The sequence below is a fragment of the Burkholderia arboris genome (genome assembly GCF_902499125.1).
Classification (GTDB): domain Bacteria; phylum Pseudomonadota; class Gammaproteobacteria; order Burkholderiales; family Burkholderiaceae; genus Burkholderia; species Burkholderia arboris.
This window is the reverse complement of the sequence record NZ_CABVPX010000009.1, coordinates 1-26,477: the sequence shown is the minus strand read 5'-3', so window position 1 is coordinate 26,477 and position 26,477 is coordinate 1. Positions and strand designations below refer to the sequence as shown.

At 67.8% G+C, this 26,477-nt stretch carries 25 protein-coding genes; 2 read left to right on the top strand and 23 right to left on the bottom strand.

From position 1 onward, the window contains the following. Positions 1 to 63: 63 nt before the first annotated feature. From BLA15945_RS13080 to BLA15945_RS13060, 5 genes are all read right to left on the bottom strand, one after another. On the bottom strand, positions 64 to 423 hold the full coding sequence (locus tag BLA15945_RS13080) for a BON domain-containing protein (protein ID WP_174992560.1): 360 nt from the start codon (positions 421 to 423) through the stop codon (positions 64 to 66). A gap of 41 nt (positions 424 to 464) precedes the next feature. Continuing rightward, on the bottom strand, positions 465 to 1,523 hold the full coding sequence (locus BLA15945_RS13075) for a porin (protein ID WP_174992559.1): 1,059 nt from the start codon (positions 1,521 to 1,523) through the stop codon (positions 465 to 467). A gap of 169 nt (positions 1,524 to 1,692) precedes the next feature. Further along, the gene (locus BLA15945_RS13070) at positions 1,693 to 3,039 is read right to left on the bottom strand and encodes a PhoPQ-activated protein PqaA family protein (RefSeq protein WP_174992558.1); all 1,347 of its coding nucleotides are present in this window, start codon (positions 3,037 to 3,039) and stop codon (positions 1,693 to 1,695) included. Then, complete coding sequence (locus BLA15945_RS13065; RefSeq protein WP_174992557.1) at positions 3,036 to 4,382, bottom strand: MFS transporter; 1,347 nt, start codon at positions 4,380 to 4,382, stop codon at positions 3,036 to 3,038. The genes BLA15945_RS13070 and BLA15945_RS13065 overlap by 4 nt, the downstream gene beginning before the upstream one ends. Then, positions 4,379 to 5,491 (bottom strand): CaiB/BaiF CoA transferase family protein, encoded by a 1,113-nt coding sequence (locus BLA15945_RS13060; protein ID WP_174992556.1) that lies wholly within the window; start codon positions 5,489 to 5,491, stop codon positions 4,379 to 4,381. The genes BLA15945_RS13065 and BLA15945_RS13060 overlap by 4 nt, the downstream gene beginning before the upstream one ends. 154 nt (positions 5,492 to 5,645) lie before the next feature. Between BLA15945_RS13060 and BLA15945_RS13055 the strand changes: the two genes are divergently transcribed. Continuing rightward, entirely contained in the window at positions 5,646 to 6,620 is a 975-nt protein-coding gene (locus BLA15945_RS13055) for a LysR substrate-binding domain-containing protein (RefSeq protein WP_174992555.1), read from the top strand. 105 nt (positions 6,621 to 6,725) lie between these two features. On the opposite strand, the gene BLA15945_RS13050 is transcribed toward BLA15945_RS13055, so the two are convergent. From BLA15945_RS13050 to BLA15945_RS13025, 6 genes are all read right to left on the bottom strand, one after another. Beyond that, entirely contained in the window at positions 6,726 to 7,631 is a 906-nt protein-coding gene (locus BLA15945_RS13050) for a LysR family transcriptional regulator (protein WP_174992554.1), read from the bottom strand. Between the two features lie 75 nt (positions 7,632 to 7,706). Then, entirely contained in the window at positions 7,707 to 8,951 is a 1,245-nt protein-coding gene (locus BLA15945_RS13045) for an acyl-CoA dehydrogenase family protein (protein WP_059238006.1), read from the bottom strand. Between the two features lie 33 nt (positions 8,952 to 8,984). Then, complete coding sequence (locus BLA15945_RS13040) at positions 8,985 to 9,743, bottom strand: SDR family NAD(P)-dependent oxidoreductase (protein WP_059238008.1); 759 nt, start codon at positions 9,741 to 9,743, stop codon at positions 8,985 to 8,987. A gap of 7 nt (positions 9,744 to 9,750) precedes the next feature. Beyond that, positions 9,751 to 10,515 carry an SDR family oxidoreductase gene (locus BLA15945_RS13035; RefSeq protein ID WP_059240854.1) on the bottom strand — a complete coding sequence of 255 codons (765 nt, stop codon included), beginning with the start codon at positions 10,513 to 10,515 and terminating at the stop codon, positions 9,751 to 9,753. 59 nt (positions 10,516 to 10,574) lie between these two features. After that, positions 10,575 to 11,606, bottom strand: coding sequence for a phosphotransferase (locus tag BLA15945_RS13030; protein ID WP_174992553.1), 1,032 nt, complete (start codon positions 11,604 to 11,606; stop codon positions 10,575 to 10,577). A 19-nt stretch (positions 11,607 to 11,625) separates the two neighbouring features. Continuing rightward, positions 11,626 to 12,300, bottom strand: coding sequence for a histidine phosphatase family protein (locus tag BLA15945_RS13025; RefSeq protein WP_174992552.1), 675 nt, complete (start codon positions 12,298 to 12,300; stop codon positions 11,626 to 11,628). A gap of 193 nt (positions 12,301 to 12,493) precedes the next feature. On the opposite strand from BLA15945_RS13025, the gene BLA15945_RS13020 reads away from it, so the two are divergent. Then, positions 12,494 to 12,649, top strand: coding sequence for a DUF3309 family protein (locus BLA15945_RS13020; RefSeq protein ID WP_081051964.1), 156 nt, complete (start codon positions 12,494 to 12,496; stop codon positions 12,647 to 12,649). A gap of 82 nt (positions 12,650 to 12,731) precedes the next feature. Here BLA15945_RS13020 and BLA15945_RS13015 read toward each other — a convergent pair whose 3' ends face one another. From BLA15945_RS13015 to BLA15945_RS12960, 12 genes are all read right to left on the bottom strand, one after another. After that, positions 12,732 to 13,130: a BON domain-containing protein gene (locus BLA15945_RS13015; RefSeq protein ID WP_233464207.1), complete on the bottom strand. Its 399-nt coding sequence runs from the start codon at positions 13,128 to 13,130 to the stop codon at positions 12,732 to 12,734. A gap of 121 nt (positions 13,131 to 13,251) precedes the next feature. Then, positions 13,252 to 14,541, bottom strand: coding sequence for an acyl-CoA dehydrogenase family protein (locus tag BLA15945_RS13010; protein WP_059238014.1), 1,290 nt, complete (start codon positions 14,539 to 14,541; stop codon positions 13,252 to 13,254). Between the two features lie 172 nt (positions 14,542 to 14,713). Continuing rightward, entirely contained in the window at positions 14,714 to 15,394 is a 681-nt protein-coding gene (locus tag BLA15945_RS13005; RefSeq protein ID WP_174992551.1) for a TetR/AcrR family transcriptional regulator, read from the bottom strand. A gap of 167 nt (positions 15,395 to 15,561) precedes the next feature. Further along, the gene (locus BLA15945_RS13000) at positions 15,562 to 17,046 is read right to left on the bottom strand and encodes an NAD(P)/FAD-dependent oxidoreductase (protein ID WP_174992550.1); all 1,485 of its coding nucleotides are present in this window, start codon (positions 17,044 to 17,046) and stop codon (positions 15,562 to 15,564) included. Positions 17,047 to 17,057: 11 nt separating this feature from the next. Then, positions 17,058 to 18,299 (bottom strand): thiolase family protein, encoded by a 1,242-nt coding sequence (locus tag BLA15945_RS12995; protein WP_174992549.1) that lies wholly within the window; start codon positions 18,297 to 18,299, stop codon positions 17,058 to 17,060. 25 nt (positions 18,300 to 18,324) lie between these two features. Continuing rightward, positions 18,325 to 19,878 (bottom strand): AMP-binding protein, encoded by a 1,554-nt coding sequence (locus BLA15945_RS12990; RefSeq protein WP_174992548.1) that lies wholly within the window; start codon positions 19,876 to 19,878, stop codon positions 18,325 to 18,327. Between the two features lie 42 nt (positions 19,879 to 19,920). After that, positions 19,921 to 21,051 carry a saccharopine dehydrogenase family protein gene (locus BLA15945_RS12985; RefSeq protein ID WP_059238024.1) on the bottom strand — a complete coding sequence of 377 codons (1,131 nt, stop codon included), beginning with the start codon at positions 21,049 to 21,051 and terminating at the stop codon, positions 19,921 to 19,923. Positions 21,052 to 21,224: 173 nt separating this feature from the next. Continuing rightward, positions 21,225 to 21,905: a c-type cytochrome gene (locus tag BLA15945_RS12980; protein WP_174992547.1), complete on the bottom strand. Its 681-nt coding sequence runs from the start codon at positions 21,903 to 21,905 to the stop codon at positions 21,225 to 21,227. Further along, positions 21,905 to 23,383, bottom strand: a complete 1,479-nt coding sequence (locus tag BLA15945_RS12975; protein ID WP_174992546.1) for a flavin monoamine oxidase family protein — start codon at positions 23,381 to 23,383, stop codon at positions 21,905 to 21,907. Before BLA15945_RS12975 ends, BLA15945_RS12980 begins: the two co-directional genes overlap by 1 nt. Before the next feature lie 41 nt (positions 23,384 to 23,424). After that, positions 23,425 to 24,393 carry a WD40/YVTN/BNR-like repeat-containing protein gene (locus tag BLA15945_RS12970; protein WP_174992545.1) on the bottom strand — a complete coding sequence of 323 codons (969 nt, stop codon included), beginning with the start codon at positions 24,391 to 24,393 and terminating at the stop codon, positions 23,425 to 23,427. Positions 24,394 to 24,424: 31 nt separating this feature from the next. Beyond that, complete coding sequence (locus BLA15945_RS12965) at positions 24,425 to 24,709, bottom strand: hypothetical protein (protein ID WP_059238032.1); 285 nt, start codon at positions 24,707 to 24,709, stop codon at positions 24,425 to 24,427. 31 nt (positions 24,710 to 24,740) lie between these two features. After that, on the bottom strand, positions 24,741 to 26,477 hold a 1,737-nt coding region (locus tag BLA15945_RS12960), incomplete at its 5' end, for an efflux RND transporter permease subunit (RefSeq protein ID WP_174992544.1).

The window sequence follows — 26,477 nt, the reverse complement described above, 5'->3', positions numbered from 1 at the left end:
GCAACCGATCGCAGGATGAACGGGCCGCGTCCGATCGTTCCGCATCGGAGCCGCCCGCGCCGGTCACGGCATCTGTTCGCCCAGACGAAGCTGGTTCGTCACCTGCGTCACGCCGTCGACTTGCCGTGCCGCTGCCACGGCCATCGCGGCCTGCTGACCGTCGCTCACGCCGCCGCGCAGCGTCACGACGCCGCTCCGGGCGCGCACCACGATGCGCGTCGCGTTCAGCCCGCGGGTGCGGGCGAGTGCGGTGCTGACACGACGCGTCAGACGCCGGTCGTCAGCCCGTCTCGCCTTGTCCGCCGATGCCCCACTGGCAGCGGTTGTCGACACCGGTTCCGATGCGGCTCGCGCGGTGCCGGCTGCGACCACGACACCGAGTGTCACGACGGTCGCGATCAATCCACGTTGCAGTGCTTTCATTCGGTTCCCCTTCACACACGGAATATGACGTCGGTCAACGCTCAGAACTTCGTCATCAGGCCGATCGATACCCCCGTCACGCCGCTGCCGCCGGGCCGCAAGCCGATGGCCGCGATATTGGTCGGATCGGTGCGGTACGCGCCGGAGAAGCCGTTGCGATCGAACTCCGCGTAGAGTTCGGTGCGCTTCGACAGGAAGTATTCGACGACCGCGTACGTCGTGAGCTTGTGCCCGTCCGCGCCGTGCTGGTTGCCGAGATTGCTGCCGATGTCGTCGTACATGCCGGCCGTGAACTGCAGGAACGGCGTTGCCTGATACACGACACCCAGCGCGGGAATCTTGTCGCGGCGATGCGGCCGGTTCGCGTTCGCGCTCGACACGTCGAGCGCCGAGTAACTCGCATAGAGCCGGCCGGCGCCGATCTGCCAGGTCCCGCCCGCCATCCACGTCTGTGCGGACTGCGTCGCATCCGCACTGTAGGTTTTCGAGTAGGAGGCGCCGCCGAGCACCGTCTGATACTGATACATCGCGGCCGCCGAGAAATTGGTTCCGGCGCGTGTATTGCCCGCGACGCCGCCGGGCGAATAGCTCGCCGCGACGCGCAGGCCGCCCAGTTCGCCGATATATTTAATCGTGTTGTTGAAGCGGGAATCGAGCGTGAACGGATTGCCGCTCCACAGCACGCCCGGCTCGATGGCAAGCGACTGGCCGCGCCCGCCCGCCGGGTCCACGACGATCCCGAAGTCGGTCGCCGCGTTGAACTGGCGCCCGAGCGTCAGGCGCCCGAAGCCGCCCGTCACGCCCACGTAGGCCGCCTGGGAAAACAGCGTGCCGGACGATTTCAGTGCGCCGGTTCCGCTGTTGAACGAGCCATCGAGCACGAACAGCGCCTTGAACCCGCCGCCCAGGTCTTCCCGTCCCCGGATGCCGAAATCGTTGCCCGAGATCAGGTTGTTGTTGAACCCGACGGCACTTCCACCTTGCATACCGTTGGTCCATCGGATCCCGCCGCCGATCTGCCCGTAGAGGGTCACGCTCGACTGCGCGACGCTGATGCCCGGCAACGCGCCGAGCAACGCCATCCATGCGAATCTCCTCATCAGTCTCCTCCTGCCAGTTCCTGGCTTTATGTGTTCGTCACGGCCTTACTTCATGATTCGCACACCAAAACAATGGTTCGATGCCGGCATCGAGTGTGTGCCCATCGATGCCGGTTGTTGCCGGAATCGACGCTCCGCGTCCGCGTTCGCCGATCCCCTTCCGCCGCGATTACCCGGCCGAACGCCCGACGTTCTGCACGAGCGAGCTGACGTAGCCCGGCTCGCCGGCGCCGTTGTGCTCGACCTCGACGTACCACGCGAGGTTGTGCCCCGCCGGGTGCGTCAACTCGGCGTGCCATTCGCCGTCGCGCGCCGCCATCGGCGTCGATTGCCACGTTGCGCTGCGCCAGTCCTGCGAGACCGGGTGAAACGCGTGGAACAGCCTGACACCCGTCACGTGCTCCGGCTCGACGCGCGCGGCCACGGCCAGCCGGTCGCCGGCCGTCTCGTGCCGGACCGCCGGCATGCGCGGCACGCGGCGGCCGGCAAAGGTGCGGGCGAGCCACATCCGCCAAGCCGCCAGATGCTTCGCGGAGACCCAGGAATGACGCACGTTGTCGATGGCGAGATAGGCCTTGTCCCCCGGCATGTCGGTCATCATGCTGTTGGGCGCGCCGAGCGCGAAGAACTCGTCGTTGGTGCCGAGCGCGACGAGATAGGCGGCCTTGATCCGGTCGCGCCACAGATACGGATCGAAGTGCATCAGTATCCGAAAGCCGACCGGATTGTTGATCGCGCGCAGCATCGTCTCCGCGCCCTGAAACCCGGGGCCGGCGTGCGACTCCGCCGGCCCGGCGACGTGCGGCCCGAACTCGGCGAATTTCGTCGCCAGGTGATACAGGTTGTTCCCGCCGTGGTAGCCGCACACCATCACGCCCGCCACCCGCTCCGGGTCCGCGCCCGCCGCGATGGCCACGCCGACTCCACGCTTCGAATGGCCGAGCAGGACGGCCCGCTTCGTGCCGATGCCCGTGAGCGAATGCAGCAGCGTGATGGCGCGCAGATACGCCTTCGCGATCGGGTAGTACCCGTTCCAGGTCAGGTCGCCGGTTTCCAGCGTCTTCTTCAGCGCATAGCCGGTGAAATCCGATTCGTCGAGGCCGAACGGGCAATCGGCCGGGTTCGCGAAGATCATGACCGGCATCCCGAGGTCGAGCGCGGTGCCTTCCGCGTATTCGCCTTCGGTATCGAGCGTCGTGCCCGGAATGACGCGCCGGGCCCATTCGCCGGGCTCGAAGGCCTGCCGCTCCGTGCCGATGATGCCGGCCGCGCCGTCGCCGTCATAGCCGTCGGGCACGTAGATGCGGGCGGGATGCCGCCAGACGAGCCCGTGCCATCGCTGGCTGGTGAAGGTCAGCTCGACGACGCGCACGCGGCGCCCCGCACGATGGCGACTCTCGCGCACGCAATCGGAGACGATCTCCGGCGCCAGCGTCGACTCGTCGAGCAGTTCCGCCATGTCGAAGAAGGGTGCCGGGCCCAGCACCGGCTGCGTGTCCGTGAACGGGTGATTCATGAGCGGTGTTCCTTGTTGACGAGTGCCGCGTCGGCGGCCTTCAGACGATTGACGCACGCGAACAGCAGCACCACGGCGACGAGCACGAGCGCGACGAGATAGAGCGCCGGGTCGAGGCTGCCCGTCCGTACGCGAATCGCACCGAACAGCGCGGAGCTCACGCCGGCCGCCGCACCCATGCTCGAGATCAGCGCGATGCCGGCGGCGGCCGCGTCGCGCGGCAACAGGCGTGTCGCGATCGCCCACAGCACCGGGTAGGCGGACGCGATGCCGCAGGTCGCGACGATGGCGCCGGCCATGACGCCGGGCAACGCGCCGTGCGAAACGGCCATCGTGCACAGTCCGGCAATACCCGCGCCGACCGCAACGATGAAATGCATGTGACGCTCGCGGCGCCGGTCCGACCGGCGGCCGTACCAGACCATCGCGATCGTGCCGATCAGGTTCGGAATCACGACATACAGGCCGACGTGTTGCAGGTTCGTGACACCGGTCGCCTCGATGATGGACGGCAGCCAGAAAATCAGCAGGTTGGTCGCGCAGCCGAGCGAGAACGTCGTCAAGCCCAGCAGATAGACACACGGTTCCCGCAGCGCCGCGCGCAACGGATGACGGGTGGTCTGCCGCTCGTCGTGCGCGCCAAGCGCCAGCTGCACGATGCGTCGCTCGTCGGGCGACAGCCAGCGTGCGTGCCCGGGCGCTTCTGGCAGCACGCGGAACGCGATCACGCCGAGCACGATGCTCGGCACGCCTTCCAGCAGCATCAACCATTGCCAGCCGCCGAGCCCCGCCACGCCACCCATCGAGTTCAGTACCCAGCCCGACACCGGCCCGGTGACGAGGCCGGCTGCCGCGGCGGCGGTCATGAACAGCGCAATGACCTTCGCGCGGCGCTCGGGCGGAAACCAGAACGTGAGATACACGACGACGGCAGGAAAGAACCCCGCCTCGAATGTGCCGAGCAGGAAGCGCAGCGTGTAGAACTGGCCCGGCGTCCTGACCAACATCGTCGCGGCCGCGACCATGCCCCACAACACCATGATCCGCAGCAGCGTGCGGCGCACGCCGACCCGCCGCAGCATCAGGTTGCTCGGCAGTTCGAACAGGAGGATCCCGACGAAGAACGCCGAGGCCGCCACGCCGTACACCGCGTCGGTGAATCCGAGCGCGCTCTGCATCTGCAGCTTCGCGAGGCCGATGTTGTTGCGATTGACGAACGCGGCCAGGTAACACAGGAACAGCAGCGGCACGAGCCGTCTCGTGATGCGCGCGAACACCCGGTCCGCTTCGACGCGCGTGGTCAGATCGCCGCTGTCCGTCGCGTATTGCATGCCCGTGTTCATGTCTGCGTTCCTCCCTCGGCACGCGACGCGCGCACGCGATAGCCCAGGCCCGGCGACAGTACGCTGCAGTCGCCGTCGGTCAGCATGACGGATTCGAGCGCGTCGTGGTTCATCGCGTCGTCCACGAACTCGACGATCGTGCGCACCTTCGCGCAGGCCACGCCGGCGCCGGCGCACGCATCCTCGAGGTCAGCCGCGCGCCATTCGCGAATCGCATCGGCCAGCGCGGCGCGCAACGCCGCCGGGTCGCCGGCGCGCAGGAACGCGGCCGGCCCGCCGGCATCGAGCGGGGGATCGAAATAGCGGGGATCGCGCGCGATGTCCGCGCGCCCGAGTACGCCGAGCACGGCCGCCAGTTGCCTCGGCGTGTTGGCTCCGAGCGCGACCCAGCCGTCCTGCGTGGCGAACAGGTCCGCCGCCGGACTGCCCGAGTATCCCTGGTTGCCGACCCGTGGCGGCGCCACGCGGGCCGTGAGCGCCTGGCATGCGAACGGGTACATCAGCTGCAACGCGGCGCCGGTCATCGACACGTCGAGATATCGCCCCGTACCGGATGCATCGCGCTCGCGCAGCGCGGCAAGGATCGCCATCGCGGCGACGAGCCCGGTGCCGGCATCGACCACCGGGAAGCCCGTCTTGACCGGCGGCTCGCCTTCACGGCCGGCCATCAGCGTCATCCCCGTCGCCGCCTGGACCACGTGATCGTAGGCCGGCCGGTCCTGCCACGCCCCGGCATTGCCCCAGCCGCTGATCGAGCAGTAGACGAGCCCCGGATTCAGCGCCCGCAGCGGGCCGTCGCCGAGCCCGAACCGGTCGAGCACGCCTGGCCGCAGGCTGTCGACCAGCACGTCGGCTTCGCGGGCCAGTTCGAGTGCCTGGCCGAGATCATCGGCGTCGGACAGGTCGAGTTCGATGCAGCGCTTGCCGGCGTTCAGCGAAACGAAGCCCATTCGGCCGTTGCCGCGGCGCATCACGTCGCCGCCGTTGCGGTTCTCGATCTTGACGACCTCGGCGCCGAGTTGCGCCAGATGAAACGTTGCCAGCGGACCCGCGATGACGTGCGTGAAATCCAACACGCGAATCCCGGCGAGCGGTTTGAATGCCGTCATGCCCGCGCTCCTTTCGCTGCCGCCCGACACCGCGGCGACCCGGCCGGCTGCCGGTGCCGGTCCCCCGCTTGTCTCCACCAGTCGTACATGTCTCTCTCCATTAGGTCGAGTCGCTATTGTGGGCAGGTTGCGCTTTCATGAAAATTGAAGATTCATGAACCAGCCTTCCGAAAATATGAATCCCGACCTGATTTCCGGGCGCCGCAATGCGGGCAATTTTCTGCGGCTGCGGCACTTGCGTATGCTCGAACTGGTCGCGGACGGCGGCTCGCTCGCCGCGGCCGCCCGCACGCTGCACTTGTCGCAGCCGGCGATCACGAAGATGCTGCAGGAAATGGAAGCGGTGTTCGGCATGATGCTCGTGACGCGCGGCGCGCGCGGCGGGCGGCTGACCGCCGACGGCGAAGCCGTCCTACAGCGCCTGCGGATCGCACTCGCGCAATTCGACGTCGCACTGGCCGGCGACGGCAACGACGAAGGCCGGCCGCTGCTGCGCATCGGCATGCTGCCCGTGGTCAGCGTCGCGCTGTTGCCGCAGATCATGCGGCACCTGACACGCGACGCGCCCGCGCCGCGGCTCATGGTGATGGAATCGAACGTCTCCGGGCTGCTGGACGCGCTGTCGACCGGACGGATCGACTGCATCATCAGCCGCCCCGACGCGGAAGCGCTATCGAAGCTCGACGGGCTCGACGTGACGATCCTGCCCGTGTACGAAGAACCGCTGGCAATCGCGTGCCCGCTCGCGCATCCGTTCGCCGATGCGCGACGCATCTCGACGGAACAGTTGCAGCGCGAAGACTGGATCATCCCGCATGCCGGCACCGACACCCGCCGCGCGTTCGACGCGCTGTTCGTCGATAACGGCCTGATGCCGCCGCGCCCGCTCGTCGAATCGATGTCGTTTCACACGAACCTGCAGATGGCCGATGCGCTCGGCGCGCTGACCGTCGCGCCGCAGTCGGCCGTACTGCACTATGCGCGCATGGGCGTGATCCGTAGGGTCGGGGGGGTTCCGGTGATGCCGGTGGGCGAAATCGCACTGATCCACCTCGCGACGACGGCCGGCCTGCCTGCGCTGAAGCGGTTTCGCGATGCGGTCGAAGCGGTCGCGCATGCGCGTCGTTGATGCGCGGCCGTCGCCGGGGGCGGCCGGCATTCGCTTCATCACGACATCCCCACCCGGCGTGCAGTGCAGCTCACGTCGCCGTAGCCGACGGCCACCGCGTGCGCGTCACGCCGCCTCGCCGATCCCGCCCATCAGCGTCATCAGTTGCTCGCGCAACCATCGACTGCCTTGATCCTGATCGGCGCTGCGATGCCAGTAGCAGAAGTAGTCGAGCCCCGGCATCTCGAACGGCAGTTCGAGAATGCGCGCCGGATAGCGCTGCAGCAGCCGCAGCGGCGCCGTCAGCGCGAGATCGCCGCGCATCGCGATCAGCGGCGCGACCATGTAATGCTGCACGCGCATCTGGATATTGCGGCGCAGCCCGAGCCGCGTCAGCTCGGCGTCGACGTGCCCGCTGCCCTTGCGGCGGCTCGACACGTGGATGTGCCCCATCGACAGGTAGTCGTCCATGGTGAGCGCATCGCCCTTGAACGGATGATCGTCGCGGATCATGCACGCGTAGCGGTCCCGCACGAGCAAGGCCTGGTGAAGATGCGGATCGCCGATCAGCGGCGCGTCGATCGCGATGTCGACCGAGCCGTTCGCGAGCGCGGTCGCGACTTCGCGGCGGTCCATCGTGTAGCTGCGCACGTGCATGCCGGGCGCATGCGTCTGCAGCAGTTCGCCGAGCGCCGGCAGCAGCAGCGCTTCGGTCAGGTCGCTCATGCTGAGCCGGAACACGCGCTCGGACGACGCCGGATCGAACACGTCGCCTTCGTGCGCGCTCGAATCGAGCAGTTGCAGCGCCTCGCGCACGCGGCCGACGATGTTCTCGGCCATCGGGGTCGGCATCATCCCGGCCGGCGTGCTGACGAACAGCGGATCGTTCAGCGACTTGCGCAGCCGCGCCAGCGCGTTGCTGACGGCCGGCTGCGTGAGGTTCAGCACCTCGGCCGCGCGCGTCAGGTTGCGCTTGTTGTAGATCGCCTCGAATACGACGAACAGGTTCAGATCAATCTTCGCAAGGCGCATCGCCGGATCTCCTTGCCGGCATCTTACGGCGCGCGCCTCCCGTTCGTCCATGTTCGCCAGGCGAAGACCGGCCGGTCAGCCGCGCAGCGGCGGCGTCAGGTACGGCGCGGTCGAACCGGGCTCGCCGTCCTTGATCTCCATCCGCGCGATCGCCTGCAGGTGCACCTCGTCCGGACCGTCGGCGAAGCGCAGCGCGCGGCCCCACGTCCACAGGTCGGCGAGCGGCGTATCGGGGCTCAACCCCGCCGCGCCGAACACCTGCATCGCTCGGTCGCACACATCGGTATAGACGGTCGGCACGAGCGCCTTGATCATCGAGATTTCCTTGCGCGCGGCCTTCGCGCCGACCTTGTCGATCATCCACGCGGCCTTCAGCACCAGCAGGCGCGCCTGGTCGATCTCGATGCGCGAACGCGCGATCCATTCGCCGACGGTGCCGTGACGGTTCAGCGGCTTGCCGAACGCGACGCGCGACTGCGCGCGGTCGACCATCAACTCCAGCGCCAGCTCGGCCGCACCGATCGAACGCATGCAGTGGTGGATGCGGCCCGGCCCGAGGCGCGCCTGCGCGAGCGCGAAACCGCTGCCTTCCTCGCCGAGCAGGTTGCGCGCCGGCACGCGCACGTTGTCGAACGTGATCTCGCAGTGCCCTTCCGGCGCGTAGTGATTGACGACCGTGATGTTGCGCACGACCGTCACGCCCGGCGTATCGCGCGGCACGAGGATCATGCTCTGCTGCTGGTGCGACTCGGCGTCGGGATCGGTCTTGCCCATCACGATGAAGATCTTGCAGTTCGGATGCGCGGCGTTCGTGATGAACCACTTGCGGCCGTTGATCACGTATTCGTCGCCCACGCGCTCGATGCGCGTCGTGATGTTCGTCGCATCCGACGACGCGACGTCGGGCTCCGTCATCGCGAACGCCGAGCGGATCTCGCCGCGCAGCAGCGGCAGCAGCCACTGTTCACGCTGCTCGGGCGTGGCGAACATGTGCAGCAGCTCCATGTTGCCGGTGTCCGGCGCGTTGCAGTTGAACACTTCCGACGCCCAGCCCACGCGCCCCATGATCTCGGCGAGCGGCGCGTATTCGAGGTTCGTCAGGCCCGTGCCGGGCTCGTCGTCCTTCAGGTGCGGCAGGAACAGGTTCCACAGCCCTTCCGCCTTCGCGCGCGCCTTCAGTTCCTCCATGAACGACACCGGGTACTGGCCCGCATGCACTTCCTCGTTCCACTGGCGGATGCGCGGCACGATGTGCGCGTCCATGAATGCGCGCACGCGTTCGCGCAATGCTTCCACTTTCGGGGTGTAGCCAAATTCCATGATCGACTCCTCGAGATTCCGTCTTCCGTTCGGTCAGAAGGCCGAGACACCGCCGTCGACGGCGACGGCCTGCCCGGTCAGATAAGTGTTTTCCTTCGCGCACAGCGTCAGCATCGTCGCGACGATTTCGTCGGGGCGGCCGAGCCGCTTCATCGGCGAGCCCTGCGCGAGAAAGTCCTGGCGGTCGCCGATATCGCTGTCGGTGACCATCGGCGTCGTGCTGTAGAACGGGCACACCGCGTTCACGCGGATGCCGTGGCGCGCGTATTCCAGCGCGGCCGTCTTCGTGAGCCCGACCACCGCATGTTTCGACGCCGCATACGCGGCGAGCTTCGGCGCGCCGCCGAGCCCGGCCATCGACGCGACGTTCAGGATCACGCCTTCGCGTTGCGCGAGCATCTGGCGGATCTGGTGCTTCATCCCGAAGAACACGCCCTTCGCGTTCACCGCGAAGCTCAGGTCGAGATCGGCTTCGTCGGTATCGATCAGCGCCTTCATCGGCGGCGCGATGCCCGCGTTGTTGATGCCGACGTCGAGCCGCCCGAAGCGCTCGGCCGCCGCGTGCACCAGCGCCGCCACCTCAGCCTCGACGCGCACGTCGCAGCGCTGCGCGATCACGTCGGCGCCGGCCGCGCGCAGCGGCGCGGCCACGCGTTCGAGCGCTTCGCCGTTCAGGTCGCCGAGCGCGAGCCGTGCGCCCATCGCGGCCAGTTCACTCGCGAGCAGCGCGCCGAAGCCGCTGGCGGCGCCGGTGATCATCACGGCCTGCCCGGCGTAGCTGTCGATTTTCATCGCGCGCTCAGATCGTCAGGCCGCCGTCGACGACGATGCATTCGCCGTTCGTATAGCTCGCCGCGTCCGACACGAGATACAGCACGGTGCCGGCCATTTCGCGCGGCTCCGCATGGCGCTTCAGCGGGATCTTCGCCTTCCATGTCTCATAGATGTCCTTGTCGGCGAACAGCGCGCCCGCGAACTTCGTTTTCGTGAGCCCCGGCAGCAGCGCGTTCACGCGAATGCCGAGCGGCCCGCACTCCTTCGCGAACGCCTTCGTCATGTTGACGACGGCCGCCTTCGTGATCGAGTAGATGCCCTGCCGGTCGCCCGGTTGCAGCGCGTTCACCGACGCCGTGTTGACGATCGCGCCGCCGCCGTGTTCCTTCATCAGCTTGCCGGCCTCGACCGACATGAAGAAGTAGCCGCGGATGTTCACGTCGACGGTCTTGTCGTACGCGGCGAGATCGGTATCGAGGATGTGCCCGAAATACGGGTTCGCGGCCGCGTTGTTCACGAGGATGTCGAGGCGGCCGTGCTTGCCGCGGATATGCTCGAACGTCGCGGCGATGTCCTCCAGACGCCCGACGTGGCACGCCAGCGCCTCGGCGCGGCCGCCCGCCGCGACGATCGCATCGGCCACCGCCTGGCAGTCGTCGAGCTTGCGGCTCGATACGATCACGTGCGCGCCCTGCTCCGCGAGCAGCTTCGCGATTTCCTCGCCGATGCCGCGGCTCGCGCCCGTCACCAGGGCAATCTTGCCCGTCAGGTCGAACAGATTCGTTGCCATGTTGCTGTGCTCCTCCATTGCTTGGATTGTCGAGTCGCCGCCCGGCGACCCAGGCGATATCAGCGATGCGCGTCGATCACGCCGACGGCCAGTTCGGCCAGCCGGCCGGCCATCTCGCCGACGCGCAGCGCCTGCTCGCTCGATGCGTTGCCCTGCAGCGCGCGCGCTTTCACGCCCTGCGCGATCGCGGCGAGCCGGAAGAAACTGAATGCAAGGTAGAAGTGCCAGTCGCGGATCGGCTCGATGCCGCGCAGTTCGCAATAGCGCGCGACGATCGCCGCTTCGTCCGGGATGCCGAGCGCCGCGCGATCCTGGCCCGCGAGCCCGCGCACCTGCCCGCCGGACGGCAGCCGCAGGCACATGCAGAAGTACGCGAGATCGGCGAGCGGGTTGCCGAGCGTCGACAGTTCCCAGTCGAGCACGGCCTGCACGCGATAGCCGTCGCGCGCGAACATCAGGTTGTCGATCCGGAAATCGCCGTGCACCAGCGCCGGCCGGCCCGTATCCTCGGGGCAGGCTTTCGGCAGCCAGTCGATCAGCGTCTCCATCGCGTCGAGGCGTCCGGTTTCCGCCGCGCGATACTGCTTCGTCCACACGCCGATCTGGCGCTCGAAGTAGTTGCCGGGGCGGCCGTAGTCGGCAAGTCCCACCGCATCGACATCGACGTCGTGCAGCGCGGCCATCGTCTGCAGCAGCGCGTCGTAGCACGTCGCGCGATCGGCCTTCGGCAGTTCCGGCAGCGCGGGATCCCAGAAGATCCGGCCGTCCTCGAAGCTCATCACGTAGAACAGGCTGCCGATCACGTCGCGGTCTTCGCACAGGTGATACGGGCGCGCGACCGGCACCGCGGTGCCCGACAGCGCGCTCAGCACGCGGAATTCGCGGTCGACCGCGTGCGCGGATTTCAGCAGTTCGCCCGGCGGCTGGCGGCGCAGCACGTAGCGGCCGCTCTTCGCGTTCAGCAGGAAAGTCGGATTCGACTGGCCGCCGGCAAACTTCTCCGTGTCGACCGGGCCTTCGAAGCCCGGCACGTGCGTTTCCAGATAGTGCGTGAGGCGGGCTACGTCGAGTTGCTGGGAAGGGTTCGTCATCGTCGCGATCGTTCGTGGGTCAGCCGTAGGTTCTCAGCGCGTGCCGTTCGGGATCCTCCAGATGCGGGATGCCGTTGAACGACGCGAGGTGGAACGCATCGGCGTTGAAGAAAAACTGCGAAAGACTGCTGTTGCGGATCTGCAGGTTCAGCGCGATCGCGCTCGACGGCGGCGCCGCGAGCACCTGCTGAACGGTGACCGCGATCGGGCCGCCGGAACTCACCGCGAGCACGCGCTGGCCGCCGCCGTGGCGGATCGCGGCGCGGGCGTCGCCCACGCGCTGCTGGAAATGCGACCAGGTTTCGGGGGCGGCGTCGCCGAGCTTGTCCTCGGTCCACAGCTGCAGCACCTGCCGGAGCGCACGGAAGTGCTCCTTCATCGACCCGGCGGCAAGCCGTGCGATCTCCGGATAGTCGTGGGCGGCCGCTGCGAACAACCCGTGGAAGTCGTATTCGTTCAGGCCGGGGTGACGGTCGACCGGCACGCCTTCGCGGCCCATTCCGCGCAGAATCGCGTCGACCGTCTGCGCATGGCGGTTCATCGTGCCGCAGATCACGCGGTCGAATTCAAGGCCCTGCCACGCGAAGTATTCGCCGAGCCAGACACCCTGCTGCTCGCCGCCCGGGGAAAGCCGGTCGTAGTCGTCGGTGCCGAATGATGCCTGCCCGTGCCGTACCAGAAAGAGTTCAGCCATCGCATGCCCGCCTGAGTGAAGGATTCAGCATAGCCAGCAGGGAAGCATTTTTGAAATTTATTTTCTGAATCAGCAGGTATTCACTACATGAATTCATGCCCGCTCCGCGCCATTCCCAGCCGGGCCCAATGCCCGCGGGCACGCGGATTGCGGCATCACGCACCGTCACGTCAACCCATTCCGGGAGGGTGCAATGCTCGGTACGATCCTCATCGTCATCCTGATTTTGCTGCTGATCGGCGCATTTCCTTCATGGCCGCACAGCCGAAGCTGGGGCTACTGGCCATCGGGCTCGGTCGGGCTGATCGTCGTCATCGTCGTCGTGCTGGTGCTGCTGGGGCACCTCTGACGCACGACGACGCGATCGTGCCCCCGGGCCCCGGGTCGTCATGGTGCCGCCATCGTTGCCAGGGGGCGGCACACGCAACCCGTTACTGGCCGCCCTCCAGCCGCAGCTGGAATTTGCTCTTCACCGACGTCACGCCCGGCACCTGACGGGCCGCGTCCACCGCGACCCGGTCCTGCGATTCGTCGGTGATCGGCCCGGCCAGCGTCACGTCGCCCGTCTTCGCCTTCGCGAACACGGTGAGCTGCGCATTGCCGATGCCGGGCGCCTTCACGATCGCCTGGCGCACCTTCTTCGCGAACGCGCGGTCGGCCGCGCGGTCGGCTTTCTTCGCCGCACGCGGCGACGCGGCCGACGACGCGGCGGCCTGCTCGGCGGGCGCGGCGACCGTGGCGGGCGAGATACGCCGGCGCTGCGACGAGCACGCTGAACGACGTGCTCGACCACATCTCGGCGCCGATTCGCCGTATATCGCCGTGTTCATTCCCGGCGGCCACGGTGTCCTCGCCGGCATTCCGCACTGAAAGGAAGTCGGGCACTGACGGTGCGTGCCGCACACCGGGCGGCGTTCTGCCGGGACGCGACCGCAGGGCGCCCGGTGCCGCTTACTCGCGCGCCCACCCGTTCTGATAAAGCTGCCCGGCCAGCACGCCTAGGCGCGACGTGAGAATGGTGTTCTCGCCATCCTCGATCAACGCCGAGCGCACGTCGCGGAACAGCTTCTCGATCGGGAATTCGCGCGTGGTGCCATTGCCGCCGAACAGCTGGAACGCCTCGTGCGTGATCTTCATCGCCTCCTCGGTCACGCTCACCTTCGCCTGCGCGGTCGCATACGGATGGCTCTGCGGCGACATCCGCGAGAACGCGAGGCTGCGGCGCGCGATCGCACGCGCCATCTCGAGCCGGCGCAGCATCTCGCCGATGCGCAGGTGCGTCATCTGGTGATCCATCAGCAGCGCGCCGCCCTGTTTGCGCTCGTGGCAGTAGGCGAGCGCCAGTTCGAACGCGGCGCGTGCGGCACCGACGAACACCTGGCACATGTGCGTGCCCGCATACGACCATGTCGATGCGAGGTTGCCGAGATAGTCGTCCTTCAGCGCGACCGCGAAGCGCTTCGGCACCTTCACGTTGTCGAAATAGATCTCGCCCTGCGGCAGCGAACGCTGGCCGATCTTGTCGAGCGGCTTGCCGCGCGACACGCCCGGCAGGTCGAGCGGCAGGATCATCGCGATGCCGTTCGTGAACGCGCTGCGCTCGCCTTCGCCGTAGAACCCGTCACCATAGTCGGCCGCCATGTATGCAAGCGCGACCTGCGCAACCGAGCCGTTCGAGATCCACGCCGAGCTTTGCCCGTTGATCACGATCTCGTCGGCGCCCACCTTCGCGGTCAGGTTGCCGACCGGCTGCCTGCCGTGTGCGCCGAGTTCCTGCCGATACAGGATCGCCGCGTCCGACCCGCGATCGGGCTGCGTGTTCATCCAGCAGCCGACCTTGCCCGCGCACATCTCGACCAGTTCGGGATTGCCGACCGTATGCGCCATCATCAACGGCATCGTCGCCGCGCCGATCGATACGGCAAGGCCCGAATCGCCCCAGCCGAGTTCCTCGCCGATCAGCGACTCGATGCGCACCGCGGTGTCCGGCGGAAACTGCGCGATCAGCTGCGGATCGAGCCCGAGCTTCGCGCTCTCGACGATCGCGGCCCAGTATGGCGAGCCGGGCGCGATCACGTCCTCCGCCGTCATCCGGTCGAGCTCGCGGCCGATCGGTCGCAGCACGTCTCGCGCAAAGCGGTGAACCGTGTGCTGGATTGCGCTTTCCTCTTCGCTCAGCGGCGTCTCGAAGCCGGTCATGCCGACCACGGGCAGCGCCGCAGACTTGTTCAGACGAATCATCTCCGTTCTCCTCCTGGACTCGAATCATGTCGACCCGGCAGCGGACCTGCCCGGCCATCCCACATCTAGTAATACATACCAAACATAGGTCATCATGACAAACACAGGAAGCAAAAAAAAGACAGGGTATTCCCCTGTCTCTTCCCGCGTCGCGGCTGTGCGGATCGCGCGACTACTTGCCGGCCGGAACCGTCAGCGTGCCGAATGCGATCGCGCGCGACGTCGCCGCGAAATACGCGTCGAGCGCCTGCGTGTGCCGCCCGATGGTGCCGTACTGCATCGCGAGGCCGTCGGCCAGCGCGATGAGCATGGTGGCCGCATGCCGGCTGTCGGCCGCGCTGAATGCGGGCGTGAGCGCACGCACCAGCTGCGTGAGGTCGCGCGTAAGCGCCGAATACCATTCGTCGCACAGCTTCAGGCATTCGGTATCGGTCGCCGCGAACGACAGGAAGTGCCGGAACAATGCGTTGTACTTCGTATCCTTCGCATCGGCGATCGAGCGCACGATGATCTCTTCGAACACGTCGCGCGGCGACGCGTCGCTGCTGATCGCGCGCTTCATGTCGTCGAGATACGCTTCGATGACCGGCTCGATGACGGCACGCAGCACGGCGATCCGCGTCGGGAAGTAGTACTGCAGATTGCTGACGCTGATGCCCGCGGCGGCCGCGACCGCGCGCTGCGAGAATTCGAGCGGGCCGCCGTCCAGCAGCAACTTGCGCGCAACGCGAATGATCGTGTTGCGCGTGCGCAGGCCCTGCGCGCGCAAACCGTCCGGGTTGCCCGCAGCGGCCGGGGTGGCAGTCGAAGTGCGCCGCTTCTTGCTGCTGCGCGGTTCGTTGGACACTGTCATCGTGTTCGTCGTGAAGGTGGCGTTTCGGCTTCGTCGAATGAGCGCTCCGTCCCTTACGGAGCGCAAACGACTATACCCGATGCGAGCTTCATTTTCCATCGAGCCGCCCCTCTGCCGGACGGCCCACCGGATGCACGTGTTCCGCGTCGCGACGATCGCCGGTGCCGCTACATCGGCCGCACCTTGCGGTTCACGCGTTCGTCGAGCAGGTTCGCGACGCCGAGCATCGCATTGACCGCACACCATCGCAGTGGCTCCGGCGGCACCGACGGTGTCTTGTGCGCCAGCGCGTCGAGCAGCGGCGACTGCCCGCCCGCGATCCGCTCGGCCAGCAGGCGCCCGACCAGCGACTGCGTGCCCACGCCGTGCCCCGAGCAGCCGGCCGTGTAATACACGTTCTTGTGCGCACCGGCCGCGCCGACCACCGGCAACGCATCGCCCGCGAACGAGATGTAGCCGCTCCAGCACGCGCGCACCGGCACGTTGCCGAGCTGCGGGAAGCGCGCGTGCAGCGTCTTCAGGAGCGCGCGATACGCGTCGTCGTCCGGCACGTTAGGCGTCTGCGAGCCATACACGTAGCGCAGCCGCTTGGTCGTCAGCAGCAGCGTGTTGCGCGCGGTCAGGCGGTGGCTCTCCATCGTCAGGTGCGGCGTGACGATGCCCTCCCGGTTCGGCCAGCCCAGTGCCGCGAGCTGCGCATCGGACAGCGGCTCGGTTTCGAGCGCCGACACGCGCAGCGGCATCACCTTGTCGCCGAGCAGCCCGAGCTGCGGCGTGTACGCGTTGGTCGCGAGCACCAGCACCGGCGCACTCGCGCTGCCGCGTGCGGTGCGCACGCGCACCGTGTCGCCTTCCTCGAATTCGAGCAGCGCGGTGTTTTCGTGGAGTTTCACGCCGGTCGCGAGCGCCGCGCGCCGCAACCCGGCCACGTACTTGCCGGGATCGAGCGTGCCGCCGCCCGGCACGTACGCGCCGAACAGGAACGCCGGCGGAATGCCGCGCTCGCGCATCGCCGCGCCATCGAGAAACCGGGCGGGCGACCCGAGTTCGATACCGAGAGCCATGCCCTCGCGCAGCCGCTTCTCCTGCGACGGATGCACGCCCGCGCGGATGATGCCCGACGCACGGTAGTCGCAATCGATCGCGTATTCGGCGAGCTTGCGTTCGACATACGCGACGCCTTCGTCGTAGAAGCCGACGATCTGCCGCGCCTGTTCGCGGCCGACCCGCTTGAGAAACAGGTCGTACTCGAGCCCCTGGCCGCCGGCGAGATAGCCGGCGTTGCGCCCGCTCGCGCCGAACCCCGCGAACTCGCGCTCGAGCACGACGACGCTCGCGCCGCGCGCGGCCAGTTCCAGTGCGGTGGACAAGCCGGCAAAACCCGCGCCGACGACGATCACGTCCGCGCGGACGTCGCCTTCGAGCGGCGGCTGTGCACGCGCGGGCGCGTCGATCCATCCGCCGACCGGACGATACTTCTGCAACGCCTCATCGGCACGGATTTCCTCGCCCCAGCGGGCCAGCGGCCCGGCTGCGCCGGCGCCCGCTGCCTGCATCGACGCCGCCGCGCCGACCCCGCCCGACGCCTGTCGCGTCGTCTGCCCTGCCTGCGCGACCTGCCCGAGCGCCATCGCTCCACGTGCGTTGCCCATGTCCGCCTCCGTCAGTCCCTGCTCAGAATGTGAATCGCCAGCGCAGCCTCTTCAACGCCCTGCAAGCCGCCGCCGTTCTCCTGGATCGCATGTCGCGCGCCGTCCACCTGTCGCGCACCCGCTTCGCCGCGCAACTGCGTGACCAGTTCGTACAGCTGCCCGATGCCGGTCGCGCCGAGCGGATGACCCTTCGATTCGAGGCCGCCCGAGGTGTTGACCGGGATACGCCCGCCGAGTGTGAACTCGCCGCGCTCGGCCGCCGGGCCGCCTTCGCCGAGCGGCACGAAGCCGAGGTTCTCGGCCTGGATGATTTCGCCCATCGCCGACGCGTCGTGCACTTCGGCCACATCCATGTCTTCCGGCCCCACGCCGGCCTGCTCGTACGCCTGCTGTGCGGCGAGCCGGCCGATGTGCTTGTGCGGCTCGTCGATGCGCCGCCGCGTGAAGCTGCGGATCACGCTCGCGGCGATCCGGATGCAGCGGTTGCGATCGGCGCCGATGCGTTCCAGCCCTTCCTCGGTGCAGAGGATCGCGGCCGCCGCGCCGTCCGACAGCGGCGCGCACATCGGCAGCGTGATCGGGTATGTGATCGGCGCGGCCGCCAGCACCTCGTCGATCGTGAACGGCTGGCGGAACTGCGAATACGGGTTGTGCACCGAATGCCCGTGATTCTTCGCCGACACGGCGGCAATCTGCCGCTGCGTCGTGCCGTACGTGTGCATGTGATGCCGGCACATCGCCGCGTAGATCTTCATGAAGCGGCTGTACGGGCGATCGGATTCCGATCCGGGCGGTGGCTCGATGCCTTCGCCGAGCCGCGCGAGCGTCGCGAAATTCTCGTCGACACGCGACACGTCCCAGCCGGCCTCGAACAGCGCGAACGACTTCGCCTTGTCCGCGACGTTCATCTTTTCCACGCCGAGTGCGAGCGCGACGTCGCATGCGCCCGACTGCAGCTCCCGCACCGCGAGGTGCACGGCCGTGCTGCCGGATGCGCACGCATTCTCGACGTTGAACACCGGAATGCCTTCGAGGCCGATCTTGCTGAATATGACCTGACCGGGAATCGACAGCTGCCCCTGCAACGCGCCGTTGGTGATGCCCGCGTAGAACGCGGCGCGGATCGCATCGGCATGGCAGCCGGCGTCCCGCAACGCGCGCTGCAGCGCTTCCCGCGCCAGATCGTCGAGACTGCGGTCGAGGTGCCGGCCGAACACGGTCATCGCGATGCCGGCGATGTAGATGTTGCTCATCGTATGGAATCCATATGAATCGGGTTCAGATCCTGCGTTGCTGGCCCTGCCAGTACTGTTCGCGCAAGTCCTTCTTCAGCACCTTGCCGGCCGTGCTGCGCGGCAGCGCGGCGACGAAGTCCACGCTCTTCGGCGCCTTCACCGAGCCGAGCGTCTCCTTGCACAGCGCGACCAGTTCCTCCGCGCTCACCTGCTGGCCGGCATTGAGCTCGACGACGGCCTTCACCGCTTCACCCCATGTGTCGTCGGGCACGCCGATCACCGCGCAGTCCTGCACCGCCGGGTGCGCCCAGATCACCTGCTCGATCTCGCTCGGATAGACGTTGAAGCCGCCACTGATGATCATGTCTTTCTTGCGGTCGGTGATGTGCAGATAGCCGTCGGGATCGAGATGGCCGATGTCGCCGGTGTGCAGCCAGCCGTCGACGATCGTCTCGGCCGTCTTGTCCGGCGCGCGGTAGTAGCCCTTCATCACGAGATCGCCGCGCACGCAGATCTCGCCGGTCTCGCCCTGCTTCAGCACGTCGCCGCGCTCGCCGACGATCTCGACGCGCACCAGCGGGTTCGGGCGGCCGACCGACGCCAGCCGCGTGTCGGAAGCAAGCTTGCCGTCGATGAAATGCTCGGCCGGCGTCAGGTACGAGATCGACGCGGGCGCCTCGGTCTGACCGTAGCCGCCCGTCATCACCGGGCCGAACACGTCGATCGCGCGCTTGAGCTTCTCGACCGACATCGGCGCGGCACCGTACAGGAAGTAACGCAACGACGAGAAATCGACCTTGTCGATGCCGGGAATGTCGAGCAGCCGGTAGATCACGGTCGGCGGCAGGAAGAACTCGGTCACGCGGTGCTTCACGATCGCGCCGAGCAGCAGCGCGGGGTCGGGCTTCGGCAGCACGACCACCGTACCGCCGCGCGCGGTACACGGCAGCGACATCATGCCGGCCGTGTGCGTCATCGGCGCCGCGGCGAGATTCACCGGACGCGCGTCGCCGTACGTCATCGCGATCATGAATTGCGCGAAGTACGTCTGCAGCGAGCGGTGCGTGTTCATCACGCCTTTCGGCGCGCCCGTCGTGCCGCCGGTGGCCGACAGCGCGACGACGTCGTCCATCCCGTAATCGACGGACGGCAGCGTCGCCGGCTGGCGCTCGCTCCACGTGGCCAGCGACGGCGCCCACGGCAGGTCGGCGTCGAGGCAGACCCACAGCCGGATCTTCGGCAGGCTCGGGCGCAACGCGTCGATCGTGGCCGCGAACGCGTGGTGGAAGAACAGCACTTCGCAGTCGAACGCATCGAGCACGTACTGGTTCTCGGCCACCGCGTTGCGCCCGTTCACCGGGATGTACGCGAGCCCGGCGCGCCACATGCCGAGCGCGCAGCTCCAGCCGATCACGTCGTTGTCCGCCCACACCGCCGCCTTCGCCTCCTTCGCGAAGCCGGCGGCGAGCAGCCCGTTGGCGATGCGGCACGACAGCTCGCCGATCTCCTGGAACGTGTAGCTGCGGTCGTCCTGGATGTACGCAACGCCGTCGGGATTGAGGCGCCACCCGCGGTCGTAGAAATCGATAATGGCCATGTCACAAGTTCCGTTGGGTCTGTACCGGTGCGGCGGCGGCCGTCACAGTTGCGTGACCGTCGCGCGCGCGAGCCCGCGCTGTTCGAGGAAGCCGAGCAGGTAGCGATGGCCGAATGCCTTCGAGCCCGACGCAAAGCCCGCGCGCGCGACGTCGCCGTCGAGCAGCTTGAGCACGCCGGCCGCGTGGATCGCGCCCGTCGAGATGTACGGCGTGATGCCGTGCACGGTCGCGCGCACCGACGCGAGCTGGCCGCGGCCGATCGCGAAATCGACGCTGCGCTGGATCGTCGTGCGCTCGCGCGGCGGCATCGCCGGCGTGGTCGACGCGACGACCTGCTTCAGCACCGCGTCCTGCTGTTCGCGCGGCAGGTGCTTGTATTCGGCTTCCCACTTCTGCCCGAACTGGTGCACCAGCTTCATCACGTTGTTGTCGTAGAAGCCCACGCACGAGATGCAGCTGCGCACGCGCGGATCGCGCTCGAAGTAGACGGGCAGCGACGTGCCGCCCCACGGCAGGCAGAACACGGGCTGCATCAGCTCGGGCGTCGCGACGGTGAACGATGCGTCCGCCGCATGCGGAACGAGTGTCTTCTCCCACAGGTAGCTGGATTCGTGGCGCACGCCGTCGAAGATCGTCGCGGTCGAGCCGATGCTCACGCCCGCCGCGCCGCGCGGGCCGCGCGTCAGCGTCGCCGTCTCCAGCGCATCGATGCCCGGCGTTTCGAGTGCAAGCTCGGCGGCGATCTCCGCGAACGTGTACATGTATGCGTTCGACGACGACACCAGCAGGCCGGCCTGGCGATACAGCTCGCCGAACCGGTCGCGCACGTCGCGGATATACGACTGTTCGCCCGTCGTATCGAGGTGGTGGCAGCCGGCCTTCAGTGCAGCCTCGACGCCGACAAGCCCGAAGCTCGAGAACGGCCCGACGGTATTGCACACCACCTTCGCCCCGCTGAACGCCTTCACGAGCGCATCGACGTCGTGCTCCGCCTCGATGATTTCGTATTCCGCGGATTCGAGGCGCACGACGCGCTGCGCCATCATTTCCTTCGTGCGGCCCGCATTGCGCGCGACCGCCGTGAACGGGATGTTCTGGTCGATCAGCCAGTCCATGATCAACATGCCGGTGTAACCGCTTGCGCCATAAACGACGACGGGGTGCTTAGCCATGGTTGTCTCCTGATACGTGAGTTGTTGAAAACCGGTTCGGTCAAAAGTCGGGTACTGCCACTTCACATCCGGGGTGTTCGTTTGTAGAACACATTACCAATCTTAGGTCACTATGACAAAGTAAACGGTAAAGAAAAAGGCAGGGTATTCCCGGCCCTGACGTCTATCGCGCATCATCGGGTCGCACCACCTGCGCCGTCCGGCGACAGGCCGGCCAGGTAGTGCGCGACCGCACGCGTGTCGTCGCCCGACAACGTCGCGGCCAGGCCGTTCATCGCGCCGCTCGGATCGTGTCGCTCGCCCGAGCGGAACGCGGCCAGCTGCGTCTCCAGGTAAAGCTGCCCCTGGCCCGCGAGGCGCGGCGCCGGATCCTTGCCCGTCAACGCCGCACCGTGGCACGCGCGGCAGCTTCGCGCGTCGACCAGCGCCATCCCGCGCCTGTCGAGCGCGGCGTCGCCCGCCACGGCCTCGTTGCGCGCCGGCGCCTGCCGCGCGAAATAGGTGGCCAGCGCGTCGATCTTCGCGTCGTCGAGTTCGCGCGCGAGCGGCCCCATGGTTGCGTCGCGGCGCCGGTCGGTCGCGAACGCGCGCAGTTGTGCGGCGATGTACGTGGCCGGCTGGCCGGACAGCGACGGATACCACGCGTGCTGCGACTGGCCATGCACGCCGTGGCAGAAGAAGCACGTCTCCTGCGGCTGCGGCCATGCGCCGCCGTTGGCCCGGTCGGCTTCGCCGATCGCGGCCATCGCCTTCTGGTAACGCAGGCCGTCGACGAGATCGGGCCCGTACGACACGCCTGCCGCCGCCATGCCCGCCAGCGCCAGCACGGCGCCGATCATCAGGGTTCGTTTCATCACGCCTCCCCGCCGCGGCCGGCCAGCTTGCCGAGCGCCTGCAATGCTGCGCGGTGCCCGGCGCGCACCGCGCCGTCCATCGAGCCTGGCCACAGGTCGGCCGTTTCGGTACCCGACCAGATCAGCCGGCCGGCCTCCGGGCGCAGGTATTTGCCCCATTTCGTCCAGAAGCCGGGCGGCAACGGGTGAATGCACTGCAGCGTCCACGGATCGGCACGGCCCCAGTCGTAATCGTGGAATTGCGTCGGGTGGAGCGCCTTGTCGCCGAACGCACGCGCGAAGATGGCCGACAGCGTCTGTTCGGCGGCCTTCGGCTCGGCCGGCAGCGCGCCCGGCGCGACGAACGCGGCGAGCACGCCGACCGAGCCGTCCGGCGGCGAGTTGTCGTACGCCATGAAGACCGGGCCGCCGACCTCGAAGATCTGCCCGTTGCAGCCGTCATCGCGCCAGAACGGCCGGTCGTACACGTGTACCGTCTTGCGCATCGGTGCGTTCGCCGGCCAGTTGCGCTGCAGTTGCGCACGGCCGTCCGGCAGCGGTGGATCGAACGCGATCTGCTGGCACAGCGCCGGATTGAGCGCAACGATCACGCGCCGCGCGCGAAGCACGCCGCGGTCGGTCTGCACGTCGACCACGTCGCGATCCCAGCCCGAGATCTTGCGCACCGGGCAGGACAGCTGCAGCTTCGCGCCGAGTTCGCTTGCCATCCTGATGCTCAACACCTGCGAGCCGCCGACGAAGCGCGTCTCCTGTGCGCCGCCCTTGATCGACTCGAGCTTCGCGTAGTCGCAGTCGGCGCTGTTGATCATCGACAGGTAGTGCAGCAGCCCGAGCTGTGCCGGTGCGCCGCCGAGCGACAGCTTCGCGGCGAGGCCGAGGAAATAGCCGTCCTCGTAGGTCACGCCCTGCTTGAGCAGCCAGTCGCCGTAGGTCAGCTTGTCGAGCTCCGCCGCGTGCTGCGCGGTCCACGGTTCGCGGGACGGCACGTCACGTGCGAGCGCGCCGAGCTTCGCGCCGATTGCGTCGTCGCCACCCGTGCCGCCGTGGAAATCCTGGGCGACACGTGCATCGCCGGCCAGCACGACCGTCTTGCCTGCGTAAAAAGTCGGGAACGTATCGACTCCGAGCTCGCGGGCGAGATCGGCGATCGCCGTCTGGCCCGGGCCGATCCACTGGCCGCCGGCTTCTGACACCACGCCATGCCCGAGGTCGTGATTGAGCGTCCGTCCGCCGACACGATCGCGCGCCTCCAGCACGACGAACGATTCGCACCCGGCGCGCTTCAGGTCACGCGCGGCGGTGAGCCCCGCCAGCCCGGCGCCGATGATGACGACATCGAACACGCCGTGACCGGTGGCGGCCGGCGCCGCGCCTTCGGCGAACGACACCTCGCCGGCCGCGAGCGATGCGGCACCTGCCGCCGCGACGCGCAACATCCGCCGCCGGGCCGGCATGTCCGGCTTGTACTTGCTCTTCATTTTGCGTACTCCAACATTCCTTGCCTTATTGCGGATTCAACTCACGGCGCAGCCAGCACGCCGTCCTGCGAAAACAACACGGGCTTGCCGCGCGCATCGATCAGCGCAGCGGTGAGCGTCGCGCGATCCGCGCGCTGCGCGACGCCGAGCGGGCCGCCCGCCACGCGCTGCGCGAACGTCAGCCCATCGAGGCCGACGCCGACCAGCCCGCCGCCGGTGGCGACGAGATCGGTGATCGAGCTGCGCGTGCCGGTGTTCAGCGCGGCCCACGTCGTGCCGCCGTCGCGGCTTTCGAACAGGCTGCCGAGCAGCCCGCCGACCACGATCCGGCCATCGGGCATTGCGACGCCCGACCACAACGTGCCCTTGCCGCCCGTCGGCAGATAGGTCCAGTTCGCGCCCCCGTCGGCCGACTTGAGCACCATCCCCTGTTCGGACACGATGTAGAGCGCGTGCGTAGGGTCTGCGAACACGTGATAGAGATTGCGGTCGGCCTTGCCGCCGCCCGGCGGCTTCGGCAGCGTCGTACGCGCCCACGTCTTGCCGCCGTCGTGCGTCTGCAGCATCAGCGACCACAGGCCGACCGCAATGCCGTCCTGCGCATTCGTGAACAGCACCGAGAACAGCGGCTGGTCGACCGACGTATCGAGCCGCTGCGTGACCCATGTATCGCCGCCGTCGTCGGTCGCGAGAATTGCGCCCCACTGGCCGACGGCCCAGCCGTGCTTCGCGTCCGCGAACGACACGGCCGACAGCGTCGCCGACACCGGCACGCGCCGCGCCTGCCGCCAGGTCTTGCCTTCGTCGTCGGACAGCAGCACGATGCCGTGCTCGCCGACCGCGACGATCCGCGAGCCGGCTCGGGTGGCGTCCATCAGCATCATGTGCGTCGGCGCGGTCCATGCGTGTGCGGGCTTCGCGGCCCAGGCCGCAACCGTTCCGTCCGGCGGTTGCGCGAAGGCCGCCGCGGCAGCGCAGAGCGCGGTACAGGCAACGAGCGTCTTGATCATCGATTGACCTCTGTAGTGGTATGCGCGGGCATCAGTGGCTGAACAGCGCCGACCAGCCGGAATTCGCCACGCCGAGCGCAACGACCGGCGGCTTGTTCGCCGTCTGGGCGACCGCGGCCTGCCGTGCGGCGTTGTCGTCGTTCGACGACGGAGCGACACCCGGTGCATCGAACGTCGCGTGGCGCACAGCGACGCGCGTCGCGTCGGTCGCGAACGCATGCGCCGGCGCGGGCCGGACAGCAACCGCTTCATGGAAGCGTTCGAAGGCGGCCGCCGAAAGGCAAAGCGCGCCGCAAACAACTAGGGTCTTGACCATGACTGAATCTCCGTCAGGATGTTCGTCAGCTTCAGTGGCTGAACAGGCCCGGCGCGCGGGCCGGCTTGCGGCGCGGGAACCCGCGTTCCAGCAGCGACGCGAGCGCAGGCAACGCCGTCATCGCCATCACGAGGTTCACCACGAACATGAACGCGAGCAGCTTGCCCATGTCGGCCTGGAACTTGAGCGCCGAGAAGCTCCATGTCGCGACACCGATCGCCAGCGTGATCGCGGTGAAAATCGTCGCCACGCCCACTTCGAGCATCGCGTGCTGCACGGCCTTCACGATGTCCTGCCCGCCCGCCAGATGCACCTGCAGCCGGTTGTAGATGTAGAACGCGTAGTCGACGCCGATACCCACGGCCAGCACCATCACCGGCAACGTCGCAACCGTCAGCCCGATCTGCAGCGCCTTCATGAACCAGTAGCCGATGAAGGTCGCGACCGACAGCGGCACGCAGCACGCGAGCATCGCGCGCCAGTCGCGGTATGCGAGGAACACGAGGATCAGGATCGCCGCGTACACGTAGAGCATCATCGGCAGTTCGCTCTTCTCGACTTCGTCGTTGGTCGCAGCGAGCACGCCTGCGTTGCCCGCGGCCAGCCGCACCGTCATGCCCGGGAACGGATGCGACGCGCGGTATTGCTTCACGTCGTCGAGAATCCGGTTGATCGTCGTCGCCTTGTGATCGGTCAGGAACAGGTGAACGGCCGTCATGCTGCAATCGGCCTTCATGAACCCCTTCGCGCGCCCGACGTCGACCGACACCGCGCCGTAGTTCTCGGCATCGATCGGCACGACCTTCATCTTCGGGAAATCCTCGTTGTAGCCCTGGTTGTACGCGCGCAGCATCGACGAGTACGACTGCACCGATACGACGCCCGGTTCGGTGCGCATTGCGGCCGAGAAGTCGTCTTCGTACAGGCCGGCCGCTGCGTTGTCGCAAGCCTTGCCGTTCGACTCGATTGCAACCGTCAGCCAGTCGAGCCCCATGTCGTAGTTGCCGGCGATCGACGTCGCGTCACGGTTGAAACGCGCATCCGCACGCAATTCCGGCGCGCCCGGCTGCAGCGTGCCGATCACGCGGTCGCGGCTTTGCCAAGCGGCGAGCGCGAAGATCGCCACCGTCAGCGCGACCGTGACGCCCGCGTACTTCGGCTCGGCCACGCGGGCCAGCACGCGCAGCGGCTTCGCACGCTGCTGCGCGCGCTTCAGCGAGTTGTCCGCGTAGGCTTTCGTGAAGTTGAAGCAGGACGCCGCGACCGGCAGCAGGATCAGGTTCGTGACGATCTTGTACGCGACGCCGAGCGATGCGGTGATCGCCAGCTCGCGCACCATCGGGATCGGGATCAGCAGCAGCGTGATGAACGATACGAACGCGGTAATGAGCGCGAGCACACCCGGAATCAGCAGGCCGCTGAAGCTGTGGCGCGCCGCATCGAACGAACTCTGCCCGTGCGCGATCTCGCGCACGATGAAGTTCACCTGCTGCACGCCGTGCGACACGCCGATCGCGAACACGAGGAACGGCACCAGCACCGCCAGCGGATCGAGCCCGAAGCCGAGCAGCTTCAGCGTGCCGAACTGCCACACGAGCGACGTCAGCGAGCACGCGATCAGCAGCACCGTGAAGCGCACCGAATGGCAGTACCAGTACACCGCGAGCGTGGTCAGCAGCAGCGCGACCGCACAGAAGCCGAGCACGGCCGTCGCGCCGTCGGCGATATCGCCGATCTGCTTCGCGAAGCCGATGATCTGGATGTCGTA